Annotated in this window: 12 protein-coding genes; 8 read left to right on the top strand and 4 right to left on the bottom strand. The window is 49.0% G+C overall.

The features are described from left to right. Positions 1–111: 111 nt before the first annotated feature. From GSY47_RS24915 to GSY47_RS24880, 8 genes are all read left to right on the top strand, one after another. Complete coding sequence (locus tag GSY47_RS24915) at positions 112–4428, top strand: CusA/CzcA family heavy metal efflux RND transporter (RefSeq protein ID WP_219071612.1); 4317 nt, start codon at positions 112–114, stop codon at positions 4426–4428. A 65-nt stretch (positions 4429–4493) separates the two neighbouring features. Next, complete coding sequence (locus GSY47_RS24910) at positions 4494–5783, top strand: efflux RND transporter periplasmic adaptor subunit (RefSeq protein ID WP_219071602.1); 1290 nt, start codon at positions 4494–4496, stop codon at positions 5781–5783. Between the two features lie 280 nt (positions 5784–6063). Next, entirely contained in the window at positions 6064–6480 is a 417-nt protein-coding gene (locus tag GSY47_RS24905) for a Fur family transcriptional regulator (protein WP_219071601.1), read from the top strand. 54 nt (positions 6481–6534) lie between these two features. Beyond that, positions 6535–7416 carry a bestrophin family protein gene (locus tag GSY47_RS24900; RefSeq protein ID WP_219071600.1) on the top strand — a complete coding sequence of 294 codons (882 nt, stop codon included), beginning with the start codon at positions 6535–6537 and terminating at the stop codon, positions 7414–7416. 29 nt (positions 7417–7445) lie between these two features. After that, the gene (locus GSY47_RS24895) at positions 7446–7901 is read left to right on the top strand and encodes an MgtC/SapB family protein (RefSeq protein ID WP_219071599.1); all 456 of its coding nucleotides are present in this window, start codon (positions 7446–7448) and stop codon (positions 7899–7901) included. An 81-nt stretch (positions 7902–7982) separates the two neighbouring features. Continuing rightward, a complete protein-coding gene (locus GSY47_RS24890) occupies positions 7983–10046 on the top strand; it encodes a heavy metal translocating P-type ATPase (protein WP_219071598.1) in 2064 nt (687 codons plus the stop codon). 262 nt (positions 10047–10308) lie between these two features. After that, entirely contained in the window at positions 10309–10587 is a 279-nt protein-coding gene (locus GSY47_RS24885) for a hypothetical protein (RefSeq protein ID WP_219071597.1), read from the top strand. 110 nt (positions 10588–10697) lie between these two features. Continuing rightward, positions 10698–10922 carry a hypothetical protein gene (locus tag GSY47_RS24880; protein WP_219071596.1) on the top strand — a complete coding sequence of 75 codons (225 nt, stop codon included), beginning with the start codon at positions 10698–10700 and terminating at the stop codon, positions 10920–10922. 66 nt (positions 10923–10988) lie between these two features. Here GSY47_RS24880 and GSY47_RS24875 read toward each other — a convergent pair whose 3' ends face one another. From GSY47_RS24875 to GSY47_RS24860, 4 genes are all read right to left on the bottom strand, one after another. Further along, positions 10989–11867, bottom strand: a complete 879-nt coding sequence (locus GSY47_RS24875) for a diacylglycerol/lipid kinase family protein (RefSeq protein ID WP_219071595.1) — start codon at positions 11865–11867, stop codon at positions 10989–10991. Positions 11868–11870: 3 nt separating this feature from the next. Then, positions 11871–13829 carry an LTA synthase family protein gene (locus tag GSY47_RS24870; protein WP_219071594.1) on the bottom strand — a complete coding sequence of 653 codons (1959 nt, stop codon included), beginning with the start codon at positions 13827–13829 and terminating at the stop codon, positions 11871–11873. 113 nt (positions 13830–13942) lie between these two features. Next, the gene (locus GSY47_RS24865; protein WP_223705933.1) at positions 13943–15259 is read right to left on the bottom strand and encodes a sensor histidine kinase; all 1317 of its coding nucleotides are present in this window, start codon (positions 15257–15259) and stop codon (positions 13943–13945) included. Continuing rightward, the gene (locus GSY47_RS24860) at positions 15256–15930 is read right to left on the bottom strand and encodes a response regulator transcription factor (RefSeq protein ID WP_219071592.1); all 675 of its coding nucleotides are present in this window, start codon (positions 15928–15930) and stop codon (positions 15256–15258) included. Before GSY47_RS24860 ends, GSY47_RS24865 begins: the two co-directional genes overlap by 4 nt. Positions 15931–16148: the final 218 nt, after the last annotated feature.

Here is a 16148-nt window from a genome sequence, read left to right as displayed (position 1 = left end):
CAGGCGTATGCTTTACCGTAACCAATCGGGATGCCTGTACGCACTTCTAACTTTCCCCATCTTAAAGACGGGCTGAAAGACTATTTTCTAAACGTTAAAATTACTTGCATAGTGTTAGACAGTATAATTAAATTCAGTATTAAGAACAAAATCATTATTGGCTTAATGACTTTGGTCCTTATCATATGGGGCGCATGGAGCGCTACAAAACTGCCCATAGATGCCGTACCTGACATCACTAACAATCAGGTTCAGATTTTTACCAGCTGCCCTACGCTTGCCGGGCAGGAAGTGGAACAGCTGGTGACATTTCCGATAGAGCAGAGCATTGCAACTGTTCCAAAAATTCAGGAAATCAGAAGCATATCAAGATTCGGGCTTTCTGTTATCACAGTTGTGTTCGATGAAGAAACGAATATCTATTTTGCCAGACAGCTTATCAATGAAAGGCTGAAGGAGGCTACCGACAGAATCCCGCAAGGGGTGGGAACTCCGGAAATGGCTCCTGTAAGTACGGGTCTTGGCGAGGTGTACCAGTACATTATCCACCCAAAGAAGGGCAGCAAGAATAAATACAATGCCAAAGACCTGCGCACCATGCAGGACTGGATTGTGGCCAGACAGCTGTACGGGACCCCTGGAATCGCGGAAGTTAACAGTTTTGGAGGTGAATTAAAGCAGTATGAAGTTGCCGTGAACCCTGAAAGGCTTCGTGCAATGGGGGTTAGCATCCCCGATATCTTTACTGCGCTTCAAAAAAACAACCAAAATACGGGAGGCGCCTATATAGATAAAAAGCCTAATGCTTACTTCATCAGAGGAATAGGGCTGGTGACATCATTGGATGATGTTAAAAAGATTGTAGTGAAAAATACCGGAGCGGCGCCGATTTATGTAAGCGATGTTGCCGAGGTTAGATTTGGAAAAGCGGTCAGATATGGGGCCTTGACCTATAATGGCGAAGTTGATGCGGTGGGCGGTGTCGTAATGATGCTGAAAGGCGAGAACAGTAATGAGGTTGTAAAGCGCATCAAAGAAAAACTGCCGACCATCCAGAAATCCCTTCCTGACGATATTGTGATTGAACCGTACCTTGACCGTACAGACCTTGTCGGCCGTGCAATCAGCACAGTTGAAAAGAACCTGGTGGAAGGCGCACTTATCGTAATATTTGTGCTGGTATTATTTTTAGGAAATTTCCGCGCGGGGCTTATTGTTGCCTCAGCCATTCCTCTTGCAATGCTGTTTGCGCTTGGACTGATGAATGTATTTGGCGTAAGCGCCAATCTGATGTCTCTTGGGGCAATTGACTTTGGCCTTATAGTGGATGGTGCGGTAATTGTGGTTGAGGCCACGCTCCATCATCTGGCCATGCGCAAGTCTCTCAATAATCTTACCCAGGATGAGATGGATGAAGAGGTTTTCGATTCTGCCTCTAAAATCCGTACCAGTGCGGCCTTCGGTGAGATCATCATTTTAATTGTATATATCCCGATTCTGACCCTTGTGGGCGTTGAAGGGAAAATGTTCCGCCCTATGGCGCAGACGGTAGGATTTGCAATATTTGGAGCCTTAATTTTATCATTGACTTATATTCCGATGATGTGCGCGCTTTTCCTATCTAAGAAACCGCAGCATAAAGAGACGTTCAGCGATAGGATGATGAACAGAATCCAGAGCATTTATCAGCCTCTGCTTCAGAAGGTGATTGATATCAAATATACTGTGGTTGGCGTTACGGGAGCCATATTCCTGGTTGCCGTCTTCTGCTTTACAAGAATGGGAGGAGAGTTTATCCCGCAGCTTCAGGAAGGCGATTACGCATTCCACTGCATACTGCCGCAGGGAAGCTCGCTGAACCAAAGCATCGAGACCTCGATGCAGGCCTCAAGAATTATCAAGCAGTTTGACGAGGTGAAGATGGTTGTCGGCAAGACGGGAGCTGCCGAGGTGCCTACCGATCCAATGCCTCCGGAGGCCACCGATTTAATGGTTGTCCTTAAACCGCAGAAGGAATGGAAATCAGGCAGGAGCTATGCAGAGCTTGCAGATGCCATAATGGAAAAGCTTGAAGTCATTCCGGGGGTTTTCTTTGAAAAGAACCAGCCGATCCAGATGCGTTTCAATGAGCTTATGACCGGTATCAGACAGGACGTTGCCGTGAAGATATTCGGTGAGAATTTAGATACGCTTTCCCAGTATGCCAACGAAGTTGGGCAGGTTATACAAAGCGTTCCGGGAGCAACCTCGCCGCAGATTGAAAGGGTTAGCGGCCTTCCGCAGATCAATATTGAATATGACAGGACCAGAATTGCCAATTACGGGCTTACCATCGAGGATGTGAATGATGTTGTCAGCACTGCCTTTGCAGGAAAAAGCACGGGACAGGTATATGAAAACGAACGACGATTCGACCTTGTGGTGCGTCTTGACAGCATTCACCGAAGCAGCATAGACGATGTGAGCAATCTGATGATCCCAACCAATACCGGTGTTCAGGTGCCTTTATCCCAGGTAGCTAAAATCGACTATAAGCTGGGCCCTGCACAGATCAGCAGGGAAGCGGGAAAAAGAAGGATTGTAATCGGATTCAATGTTAAGGGCCGAGATGTGCAGAGTGTGGTGCAGGACATCCAGAAAAAGCTGTCTGAGAAGGTAAAACTGCCGCCAGGATACTATTTCACTTATGGAGGACAATTTGAGAACCTGCAGGCTGCAAGCGCAAGGCTTATGATTGCAGTGCCGGTTTCGCTGCTGCTGATTTTCGGACTGCTGTATTTCACATTCCGTTCCTTCAAGCAGGCTACGCTGATCTTTACTGCAATACCTATGAGTGCCATAGGGGGCATATTTGCCCTAATGCTAAGGGGGATGCCTTTCAGCATCAGTGCCGGAATCGGATTTATAGCTCTATTTGGAGTTGCAGTGCTAAACGGTATCGTACTGATTGGAACATTTAACCAGCTTGAAAAAGAGGGGATGAGCAACATTTTTGAAAGGGTTAAAGAAGGAACCATTACAAGGCTGCGTCCCGTGCTTATGACTGCTATGGTGGCATCGCTGGGATTCCTGCCGATGGCTATCAGCAGCAGCGCCGGAGCGGAGGTGCAGAAGCCCCTTGCTACGGTTGTAATCGGAGGTCTTGTGACAGCTACGTTCCTGACTCTTTTCGTGCTGCCTTTACTCTATATTATTTTTAACACGAAGTTTGACTTTAAAGGAAAATTTAAATTGAGAAATACAACTGCCATAGCTATATTGCTTATTGCGGGTCTAGGGTCTGCAAACGCGCAGCAGAGGATCCCAATTGAGAAGGCTGTCGAAACCGCCCTGCAGAGCAATCAGCAGCTGGACATCAATAAGTCTGAAATCCAGGCTGCCGGGCTCAACGCAAAAACGGCCATTGACATTCCTAAAACCGGTGTTTTTGCGGAGAATGAGGATTTGAGGCCGTCCGACAAAACAGGGATCTTGAAAATCGGTATCTCGCAGAGTTTTGCGTGGCCGGGACTTTATGCCGCCAGAAAAAGCTATTTCAAAAACCAGCTGCAGTACAGCCAGCTAAATACGCTGCTTTTGAACGCTACAATCAAAAGGGATGTGCGCACGGCCTATTACAAGCTTTGGTACCTGCAGGACAAGCAGCAGCTGTACAAGCGTCTGGACAGCATCTATACGCAGCTTTCAAAAACTGCGGAAGTTCGCTTAAAGGCAGGTGATGTGGCACAGCTGGATAAGATTGCGGCAGAGGCCAAGCTTCAGGAGCTGAAAGCTTTTTCGGACCAGAACAAGAAGGACATGACCGTGCAGCAGCAGCAGCTGATGATGCTTATGAACCTGAATGAATGGCTGCTTCCCGTAGAAGCGCCGCTTGGCAAAGCCGAGGTTACATTATCGGAAAGCGGCGGACTGCATCCGCTTCTGACCCTTCAGGAGCAGAATGTGAAGATTGCATCATCAAACATTTCAGTAATCAGAAACAGCAATATGCCTGAACTGTCGGGAAGGGTATTCAGCCAGAGGCTTTACGGGCTGGATGATCCGTACACGGGGTTTTCTGCCACTGCATCGTTCCCGCTTTTCGGAGCCGTATCGGCCCATAATAAGGTAAAAGCGGCAAAGGCTGAGAAAGAAGTGCAGGAAAAGAACCTTGCCTATCAGACCCAGCTTCTGGCGACCCAGAAGAATTCTTCTGTGGCGGAGATTGAAAAAAACCTTGCGCTGCTGAATTTCTATGAGACTTCAGGGCTTAAGCAGGCAGAAGACATTATCAAAGCCTCAACATTGAGCTACCGCTCGGGGGAGATTAGCTTTGCTGAGCTTGGACAGTTTCTGACCCAGGCCGTAGGCATCCGCCAGAATTATCTTGACGTATTGAACCAGTATAACCTTTCTGCGGTGCAGTTTGACTATTTCAACAATAAATAAATAATATAACAGCCTGTGGGACAGGCAGAGCCTTCCCACAGGATAATTTTAAATATAGAGCATAGATGAAACTCAAAATTCAATTATTAATCGCGTCGGCTGCAATCTTCTCATTTGTAAGCTGCGGACAAAAAAGCAATGAAAGCGAAAACGCTGCCAAAACTGAAAATGCTGCGGGAGCGAAAGAAGAGGCGCATGGCGAGGAGGAAGCTGCTACAATTGCAGTGCTGACCCAGGACCAGATGAAATCGGTAGGGGTCCAGCTGGGCACTATCGAGAACAAGAACCTGACTGCAGCGATAAAAGTCAACGGCGCCTTAAGGGTTCCCAACAACAATAAAGCCAATGCCACATCCCTTTATGGAGGGGTTATCAAAACCCTTAAAGTGCAGCTTGGCGACCAGGTCCGCAAGGGACAGGTGATTGCGACGATCGAGAATCCGCAGTTTGTGCAGCAGCAGGAGGAGTACATCACCATCAACAGCCGCATCACCAATGCCGAGCAGGAGCTGCAGCGCCAGAAAGATCTTCAGGCCGGAAATGCCGGAGCATTGAAGAACCTTCAGAGTGCCACAGCGGAAGTGAATGCGCTTCGCGCCCGCAAGGCATCGCTTGCCAAACAGATACAGCTAATGGGGATTAATCCGGCAGGAATTACTGCCTCAAATCTGCGAGCTGCGCTAACGGTTACAAGCCCTGTAACCGGAACGGTGAGCGCCGAGTTTGCCAAGATCGGAAGCTATGTTGACGTATCCTCGCCTGTGGTGGAGATAGTGGACAATCAGCTGATCCATTTGGACCTTCAGGTTTTTGAAAAAGATCTTCCCAGCATAAAAGTGGGGCAGAGCGTCACTTTCACCCTTACCAACAATCCTGCGGCGACTTATACAGCAAAGGTGTTCAATATAGGCTCCTCATTTGAGAACCAGAGCAAGAGCGTTGCGGTCCACTGTACAGTAACGGGCAATAAAACCGGACTAATCGACGGAATGAACATCACGGCGATGGTAGGCGTGGGAACGGCCCTTACGGCTGCGGTGCCTAATGATGCGATTGCTGAAGCGGACGGAAAATTCTACATTTTTGTAAAAACCGATAAGAAGCCTGAGGAGCATGAAGAGGCGGAAGGCGAGGAAGGCGCTGAAGCCGGTGAAAAGCACAGCCCTGAGGAGGAAAAGAGGATTGCAGCGACAAGCATGAATTTTGAAAAAGTGGAGGTGACCAAAGGAGTTTCAGAAGTGGGCTATACAGCGGTTACACCCGTTAAGGATGTGCCTGCCGGAGCGCAGATTGTCACGAAAGGAACCTTTTTCGTAAATGCCAAACTGAGCAATTCGGGAGGCCACGAACATTAATATTTTGAAGGATTTAATGCAGGTGACTGTTCGACAGTGTGTGTTTGCCTGTGATACCCCGGAGAATTTAGATCCGCCCCCTGGGTCTCTAATCGATGGTCTCGAATCGGTAAACCTGCATTAATTTAAAAGACTGCCGGCAATTAAGGCTGATTATGAAGTATCTGCCTGCTAAAAAGTAGTTTCCGAATGCTGAAATTTAAAATAAGCTTCGTAAATTTACTATAACTGCCTAACGGATAGGCCTTATTGCCGGTTTTATTTTTAATGGAAAAGTCATATGAAGAAAACGACTGAAGAAGCCTTTAACAGCAAGAATATACGCCTGACCACGATGCGTATCCTGATTTACGAATATATGGAGACGCTCACAGCGGCATTATCGCTTGCTGAAATCGAAAAGCATTTCCATAAGGCGGATAAGGTGACGATCTACCGCACTCTGCAGACCTTTCTGGAAAAGGGGCTTGCGCATAAGATTCCCGACGAGAATGAGGCCAAATACAGGCTGAGCGCCGAATCCTGCGCTGAGGAGGACCATAATGACACCCACCTTCATTTTTACTGCAAAAAGTGCAGGCAGACCACCTGCCGTGAGGAGATCGCGCTTCCCAAAAGCCTTACCGAGAGCCTGCAGATTGATGAGATCCAGATTTTAGCTAAGGGAATCTGCGAAAAATGCCTAAAGAGCCAATAACTGCAGAAATATAATGGAGAACCAAAGAATATTGTAAAATTTTAAAGTTTAAATATGCTTCTAAACCGTAAAATATCAGTGCTTTACTTTGTGCGTGAAATCAGGGCTCAGATTATTCTGATTGTCCTATTCGCGGCTGCAATCGGGCTGCTGGATATGCTTCCCATATTTAAAAAAGTGGCGCTTCCGCTAAGCATTCCAGCCCTTGTGGGGACCGCGGTTTCACTGCTTCTCGCATTCAGGACGGCACAGTCCTATGAGAGATGGTGGGAAGCCAGAACCGTATGGGGTGCGATTGTCAATGATTCGCGCACCCTTATCAGGCAGGTAATGCAGTTCGCGTCCAAGGAAAACAGCGACATATCGTCGCAGTTCGCAGAAAGGCAGATCATTTGGGTTTATGCCCTTGGCGAATCGCTGCGCCGCCAGCCGTTCAGCCCGAAAGTGCAGGCCTACCTGAAATTCCATAATATTACTGCGGCCAATATACCAAATGCGCTGCTTGACCTGCATTCGCAGAATATTGCCGAGATGGAGAGCAGAGGGATTATATCGGATTTCAAGACGGTGCAGCTCAATGAGACCATTTCGCGCCTGTGCGACCATATGGGGAAATGCGAGCGCATTAAAAATACGGTCTTCCCCAAGTCCTACAGCCTGCTGGTGCACACTCTGATCTATGTTTTTGCGGCCATACTGCCTTTCGGGCTGGAGGATTCGCAGCTGATTGTGGAAGTGCTGATGACCATCCTGATTCCGCTGCTTTTCATTGCGATAGAAACCACTGCCATCATCATGCAGGATCCTTTTGAGAACACGCCCGTGGATACTCCGATGACCTCCCTGGCGCAGACCATTGAGATCAATCTTCTTGAAATGACCGGCGCGGCGGATATTCCGGTCAAGCCCAAGAATAACGAATATTTCGAAATGTAAGATAGTGCCAATCTAAAAATCAGCCTGCTATGGATATCGAATTTGAGCTGCTGCTTTCCGCTAAACTGCTTCTTGCCGTTTTTCTTGGAGGGCTATTAGGCCTGGAAAGGGAACGCGAACAGCAGAATTCCGGTGTGAGGACCTTTGCCTGCATCTGTGTGGCCTCGTGCCTGTTTGTTTCGATTTCGGCCCATCTGACCGCCGACAAATCCGCCATAGCCAGAATGCTGGCGGCCATTGCGACAGGACTCGGATTCATAGGCGCAGGACTGATTTTCAGAGACGAGAAAAATCTCCCCAAGGGACTGACCACTGCTTCAGGACTGTGGACGACTTCGGCAGTCGGCATGGCCATAGCCCTCAATATGTTTGTCCTGGCAGTGGCGGCGACACTTATAATACTGCTTATTTTCACCATAAACCAGTTTGGCTGGTACAGAAGATTTGTGGACAGATTGATTAAGAGTAAAAAAAGGAACGGCTGAAAAATTGCCGGCCCTTTTATCGGAGCCTTTTCTTCAAGGGGATCGGCGCCGTATTTTTTAACCTTATAACATTAAAAGATTATGGAACACAAGCATAAATACGATAAAGACGGAAAACAGATCTGCTGCACCCAGACCGAGAAGGTTTACACCCAGGCAGGAGCTGAGAAGCTTCTGAAAGGGCACAGCGCCGATGATGGGCACAAGCATGCGCACAGTAAGGGCGACGGGCATAACCACAGCCACAGCGATGACGACGGACATGACCACAGCGGTGCGGAAGGAGGGCCTTTAAAGATGTTCCTCCCTTCGATAATATCGCTGGTTCTGCTTCTTGCGGCCATCTCGTTTGACAACTGGATAAAGCCGGATTGGTTTTTAGGCGCCCTGCGTTTCGCATGGTATCTCGCAGCCTATCTCATTGTCGGCTTTCCGGTTATCAGGGATGCCTTCAAAAGCATGGGCAAGGGTGAGATTTTCTCCGAATTCCTTCTTATGAGCATTGCCACGATCGGGGCGTTCATTATCAAGGAATACCCTGAAGGAGTTGCCGTGATGCTTTTTTACGCTGTGGGGGAGGTATTCCAGACCCTGGCGGTGTCAAGAGCGCAGCGCAACATCAAAAGCCTTCTGGACCAGAGGCCTGATGAAGTGACCATCGTTGCTGATGGCAAAACCAAAAACATTAAGGCTGAAGAGGCGCAGATCGGCGACATCATCCAGCTGAAGCCTGGGGAAAAGCTGGGCCTTGACGGAGAGCTGCTGACCGAAAGCGCATCTTTCAATACGGCAGCCCTTACCGGGGAAAGCAAACCGGACACCAAGTCTAAAGGAGAGGCTGTTCTTGCGGGAATGATCAATCTGAATGTGGCTGCCCAAGTGAAGGTCACCGCGGCATTTACCGACAGCAAGCTCAGCAGGATACTGGAGCTTGTGCAGAATGCCACCTCGCAGAAGGCCCCTACGGAGCTTTTCATACGCAGGTTTGCCAAAATCTACACGCCAATCGTGGTTTTCCTGGCTATCGGAATCTGCCTGCTGCCTTATTTCTTTGTGGACAATTATGATTTCAGCAGCTGGCTTTACAGAGCCCTTGTCTTTCTTGTGATCTCCTGCCCGTGCGCGCTAGTGATTTCGATTCCCCTTGGCTATTTTGGCGGAATCGGTGCAGCGAGCCGAAACGGTATACTTTTCAAGGGAAGCAATTTCCTTGACGTAATGGCCTCGATACAGAACGTGGTTATGGATAAGACCGGGACGATGACAGAAGGGGTGTTCAAGGTGCAGGAAACGGTCTTCAAGCCAGAATTTGACAAGGACGAGATCCTAAAAATGGTCAATGCGATTGAGAGCATGAGCTCGCATCCCGTTGCCACGGCGATCCATGAATATGTCGGGGAGGTCGACAGTTCGATAAAACTGGAAAGCACTGAAGAAATTGCAGGGCATGGACTCAAGGCGGCCATCAACGGAAAAGAGCTGCTTGCGGGCAACTTCAAGCTTCTTGACAAGTTCGGCATTGCCTATGACGTCGATCCGACTTCGATAGTGTACACCACCATTGCGGTAAGCTACGACAGGAAATATGCGGGCTACATCACAATTGCCGACAGCATCAAGGAAGACTCCCAGCTGACCATAGAGCTGCTGCATAAGCTTAATATCAAGGCAACGATGCTAAGCGGGGACAAGGGGAGCGTTGTGAAATATGTGGCCGACAAGCTTGGCATAGACAATGCGTACGGCGACCTCCTTCCTGAGGACAAGGTAAACAAGGTTAAGGAGATCAAGTCGCAGTTTGGGACGGTTGCTTTTGTGGGAGACGGCGTGAATGACGCACCTGTTGTAGCCTTAAGCGATGCGGGGATTGCGATGGGAGGACTGGGAAGCGACGCCACCATTGAGACGGCGGACGTTGTCATACAGGACGACAAGCCTTCAAAGATACCGATGGCCATCAATATCGGCAGGCAGACCAAGAAGATCGTCTGGCAGAATATCACCCTTGCATTTGTAGTGAAAGGGATAGTGCTCATCCTCGGAGCGGGCGGGCTTGCCACTATGTGGGAAGCGGTGTTTGCTGATGTCGGGGTGTCTCTGATTGCGATCCTTAATGCCGTGCGCATTCAGAAAATGAAATTCTAAAGCAGGGAAAAGGGAGCACCCGCACTTAAATCTACATATTTGGCGCTTATTTTTTGCCGCAGGCCGCAGATGGGATCCATTGCATGGAGAACCGTCAGGCCATAGCGGCAAGGCTCCCTTTTGCCTGAATTCAGCTGCACTGAAGCCCTGGAGAACCGGGCTGGACCGTGCATGCCTATAACTGAACAGGCAGTTCTGCCGGCAGCTTATGGCAAATTGAGCTGTATCTGCGGGTCGGGCTTCCGTTCGAATTCTACCCGAAATGAAAAAACGACATAAAAAATACTATCCCAATATCCATAAAACCCCGAGGGGCCAGAAGGGAAGGCCTGTCAGAAGGAAAAACAAATATTCGGCGGTAAATATAGGAAAGACGATCATACTTACGATTCTCGGCCTTGTGATAGTGCTGGGAATCATTGTTCGGGTCAGGCATTTCGTCCTGTACCACATACTGGACAAGCCCCATGAAAAGGCAACTGAAAAAGCTTTGGATAAGGGCATTGGCCGCAATAGCCTCACTCCAAACGGAGAATCCTGAAAAAGGCGGAGGAAAATTGTTAATTCAGAACCGCAGGCCTTCCAAAAGCCTGCGGTTTATTCCATATTTCCGGCCCTAATGCCGGAGAGCAACCCCAAAAGATATAAACTATGAGAAAGCATTTGAATATTTCCGCTGTAATCCTTACCATCCTCAGGGATAACCCGGAGAGGGATTTCGCCCTGGATGAGCTTACGGCGCTGATTTTTCCCGATAGTCCTCCCCAGGATGAAAAGCGGAACCAGTCCGAGGTTCTCGATATGCTGATATTTCTGGATGACCAGAAGCTGGTGCTTCTCGATTTTGACACTGACCGCAGTTCGATAGCAAAATAGCGGCTATGCCGCTGTGCCTGCAGAACAGCTCTGCAGGACGGAAAACCCAAAAAGGCGATGCCCATTCTAGACCAGCACGGTCAGTACTGCGGGAGCTACCGAGATCCTGCAGCTGTTGGTTCTGAGCTTGTAGTGTTCGCCGTCGATCTGGGCGTCGGTAAAAATCCTGTTGGGCATTTCCACGCACAGGTTCTGCACCAGATGGTGCTGGGCCTTTTTGAATCTGGAGACCGAGCGGTTCAGTATATGGTAGCCCAAGGCTATCTTTTCGATGAAGGAAAGCTCAGGTATCAGCACCAGATTCAGCCTTCCGTCTGTGAGCATGGCATCCGGGGTAAGGCTCATGCTGTATCCCATTTCATTTGAATTGGAGACAAAAACCATAAATGGCCTGATGGGGATCACCCTGTCGTCAAAATAGACAACGGTGGGCTGCGCCTTATATTCGAAGCTGGAGGCGACAGCGGCCCTGATATAGGAAAAGAGCATCCTTCCTGCGGAATGCTCGTATTTTTTGATGACCATGGCGTCAATGCCCACACCCGCATTGCTGAAAAAATAATGCTGGTTTATCCTTCCCGCATCAATGCGTATTTTTCTCCTATCCCTGATCACTTCAAGGGATTTTTCTATATCGTGGGGAATGTTCAGATGCGAGGCTAGGCCGTTTCCCGAACCCAGCGGGATGATGCCCAATTCGACCCCCGTGCCTATCAGGCATGAGGCGACCTCATTGATGGTGCCGTCCCCGCCGCAGGCCACTATGATATCGGGATTCTGCTCCAGTGCGCTTGCGGTAAGGGAAAGCGCGTGCTTTTTTCGCAGGGTGTAATCGGCCCTGATCTTGAAGCGGTCGGCGGGAAAGAACTGCCTGATGTAAAGATCGGACAGGCTGTGGCGTCCGTCTCCGGAGACGGGATTTATAATGAAATGTATATAGGTCATCGCTTATTTTAGAAGTTTGTTTGTAAAAAGGTAATCGGCCGTCTGGTACCATGCTATGGTCTCCTCCAGAAAGCTTCTGTCCATCGCAAGGGGAGTGAGGCTGTTGTCGGATTTTTTCCAGCTGTAGAAGGCCTGCTTCTGCTGGTCGGAGAGAATCATCACCCTGCTGCCCTTCATCAGTGCCAGCTTGCGGTAGGTTCCCAGAAACGCGCGCTGCTCAAAATTCTGCGCAAGGACATCCCTTCCGAAGAAATCCGATTCATAATGCCATCTGAAGAGCGAAAAGACCGTCGGCCAGAGATCGATCTGCGAGCACTGCGCGCCTATCTTCCGATTTTCTGCTTCGGGCAGGTTTGCTATGAAAGCGGGTATATGGTAGTTGGCAATGTCAATCTCATCCTTCCCGGCGCTGCTGGCGCAGTGGTCCGCTATTATGATGAAGACCGTATTTTTGTACCACGGCTTTTTGGATGCCTCGGCAAAGAGCCTTTTAAGTGCATAGTCCGCATATTTCACAGCGCCCTCGCGTCCTGTTCCCGACGGGATGTCAATTCTGCCTGACGGATAGGTGTACGGCCTGTGGTTGGAGGTCGTCATTACAAAATTCAGGAACGGTTTTCCTTCCTTGTACTGCCGGTCGGCGGTGCTGAGCATTTTATTGAAGATATCCTCATCGCAGATACCCCAGGCATTCTCAAAGGTGACTTCGCTGTCTGCAATATTATGGCGCACGGTCTTGATCCGGTCGCTGAGCACGCTTCCGCGTCCGCGGTCGTATATGGTGAATCCGTTGCCTCCGAAATAGGAGTTCATGTTGTCGAAATAGCCGTCCCCGCCGTAAAAGAAGCTGCACTGGTAGTTTTTGGACCTAAAGACGTTGCTGATGGTAAAAAGGTTCTGGTTATCGGGCCTTTTTACGATGGACTGCCCTGGGGTCGGGGGGATGCAAAGCGTAACGGCCTCCATTCCCCTTACGGTCCGGGTTCCGGTGGCGTACATATTATTGAAAAAGACGCTCTTCTGGGCAAGGCTGTCCAGGAAAGGGGTCAGGTTCTGCCTGTTTCCGAATTCATTCATAAAACCGGCGCTGAAGGACTCCATGAGCACAAATACGACGTTTTTCCTCTCAAGAGGGGTCTGGGCATCCTTTATGCTGCGGTGGATCGAATAGCCTGTTGAGGCATAGGACACGGTGCTGTCGCGTAGTTTTGATTTTACGATGCCGAATGCCCTGTCATTGCTGATGGTGGTGTAGAAGCGCTCGTATTTCATCTGATTGTTGCGGAAGGCGGCAAAAAAGGAATAGATCCCTGATTTGGAGATTTCGGAATTATAGCGGTTTGGGGACCATTCGGCCTGGCTGCTGGAGATAAAGGTGATATAAAAAGAAGCTGCCGCCGTAAAGACAAGCAGTATGGAAACCCTCTTCACTATGTCCGCATTATGGGCGAATGCGGCAGCAAAGGCTTTTGATCTGTGGAAGGCAAAAAGGACAAGTGCCGTCACTGCCAGCACTGATGCAATCAGAAGCGGCAGGGGATAGGACTCCTGTATATTGGCAATAACCTCATAGGTGTAGATCAGGTAGTCCACGGCAATAAAATTGAAGCGTGTCCTGAACTCATCCCAGAAGGTGATTTCAGCCAGAAAGGTGAAGACCAGAATAAATACGTTCACCGAGATAAAGAACCAGGTGATGGCCCTATCGGCGATGGAGCCGGTCCATCTGCCGGCAAATACGGTATAGTATAGGACGGCGGGAAAAGAAATCAGGACAATGGTGCCCAGATCAAAGAAAAATCCGGTTAGCAGCGTGCGGGCGGCATCCAGGACATTTAGGGAAACCTGATCGTGCTGCCAGATTAGAAATATAACTCTTAATAGCTGTGAAAATAATAAAAACCACGCAATAAAGTGAACCAGCAGCGCGTATCTGCCGGTTCTCAAAGACAATTTGCTCATAACTCAATAATAACTCAGCAAAGTTTACATTGCAATGTTGTAATCATTCTGAATTTTTGGTTTTTATTAAGAAATAAAGGCCGAGTTTATGAAAAATTATCTGCGAAGCCCTTTCAGCCATTCCTCCAGGGTGCCTGGCCGTTTGAAGAGCCCAGCGCGCGGCGCTGGAAACGAACGCTGAAGCTGTGCAGTCCCTTATAGAATGAATAGCTGACCCTCCAGCCGCTTATTTCGGCTATCTTCCTGATGATTGCCAGACCCAGTCCGGTGCCGTTTGCCGAGGTGCCGCCGTTAAAAAACCGGTTGAAGAGCTTTTCTATGGGCAGCGGCGAAGGCACTCCCGTGTTTAGGATCAGCAGCTCGTCGGGCATGGTCCTGATGATGATATTCCCTCCGCTGCGGTTGTGCCGTATGGCATTGAGCACAAGGTTGTTGATCAGGATTTCCCCAAGGACAGGATTGCCATATATCTGCAGGCTTTCGGAGATCTGCATACTGATGGACACCTGCTTCTGGTCGGCCTGTTCGGTGAAGAAGTCCAGGTGCTTTTCAATATGGGCGTTGACCGAGATGGTGCTTTTATCCAGATAGGCCTCATGCTCCATTTTGGAGAGCAGCAGCAGGTTTTTGTTGAGCCTGTTGAGTTTTGCCACATCCCTGCTCAGCGTGCCAAGCACGTGGGTCTGATCTTTGTTGAGATCCATCTGGAACAGGGTGTCGATCTTATTCTGGAACAGCGCTAGGGGGGTCTGAAGCTCGTGCGCCGCATTTTCCACAAATTCCCTCTGGCTTTTGTAGATGGCGGTATTTTTTTCAATGAGCGCCTCTAGGCTTCTGTTGAGGCGTTCAAATTCATCGATGTCTGATTTGATGAAATGGGGCGGCTTGCTTTTGTCTATCTCAAATTCATGTATCTGGTCCAGGGTGTTGTAGAAGGGCATCCAGCGTTTGGAGGCCGTCTTTTTGGAAAGCCACACAATGCCGATGAAAAGCACCAGCAGTATGAAGGTGAACATTCCGGCTATGCTGAATACCATGCGCTCCATTTCCAGAAGATGGATCTTCTCGGTGTAGGTGTATGTTTTGCCTGCAATCTGCACCGGCGCGTAGATGATGCGGAAAGGCTCCTTCTCTTCGGCAGTGGAATCCTCGACCATGGTGCCCACTATGGAATCTTTGGTGACCCCCATATCGGGCAGGATGGTGAAATGCAGGTTGAACCTGTTCCAGGTCTTGATGTCCTCGGGTGTAAAATTCCTGCTGCTCTGATTCACGAAGGCGTTCTTGTGCTGCACGAGGACCTCTTCGGTTTCATAGATGTAGAGCCACTGGCTCACATAGTAGAATATCGGCGCGCAGATCAGCAGAATGGCTGCCGCCAGGATCAGAAAATCGCGGGTTGTTTTGCTGAGCAGTTTTTTTGTGTTCATTTTTCCCATTTGTATCCTTCGCCGTAGACAGTTTTGATGTAGTCGCCGGAGCCTGCTTTGGCGAGTTTCTTTTTGAGGTTTTTAATATGGGCGTATATGAAGTCGTGGCTGTCGAGCATGTCGGCCATATCGCCTGAAAGATGCTCGGCAATGGCGGATTTTGAAAGCACTTTATCATTATTTCCGATCAGGAACAGCAGCAGGTTGAGCTCCTTTCTGGTTAGCTCCAGCTTTTGGCCGCTGACCAGGACCGTTTTGGTGAAAACCTCAATCTGGATTTCCTTGAAGACCACCCTGTTGCTTCCCCTGAAATTCCTGCGCCTCACAAGGGCCTGCATCCTAACCAGCAGTTCGGCGAGGTGGAAGGGTTTGGTGAGGTAATCGTCGGCGCCAAGGCTGAAGCCCTCAATCCTTGCCTCAAGGGTCTCTTTGGCCGATATGATAATCACCCCGTCGGTCTTGTCCTTGCTCCTGAGCTCGCGCAATATGTCAAATCCGTCCCCGTCGGGAAGGCCAAGGTCAAGTAGTATGCAGTCATAATCGTAATTGTCAATCTTGTGGATTGCCTGCACATAGCTGTGCGCTGTCTCGCATTTGACGCCTTCTCCCTTAAAATAGCCCTGTATGCTCTGAGCGATATCCTGCTCGTCTTCGATAATTAAAACCTTCATTGTAATCGGATTATATGCTGGTAACTGATCTGCGGGATAATAAATTTACTAAATTAGAACCGAATCCCATGCTGTCCCTGCCTAATTTTATCCCCGCTTATTCAGTTATTCCAAAAACCGCTAAGTTTACAATCCAATTTTGAATTTATTCTGAATTTTTAGGCATATTCCGTTTTTTAACATTTTAATCTCTGATTTGTGCGCATTAGCCGCCAGAT

It is taken from the genome of Flavobacterium quisquiliarum (genome assembly GCF_019308285.1).
Lineage (GTDB): Bacteria > Bacteroidota > Bacteroidia > Flavobacteriales > Flavobacteriaceae > Flavobacterium > Flavobacterium quisquiliarum.
The sequence above is the reverse complement of the archived record's forward strand: the minus strand, read 5'-3'. Positions and strand labels throughout refer to the sequence as shown.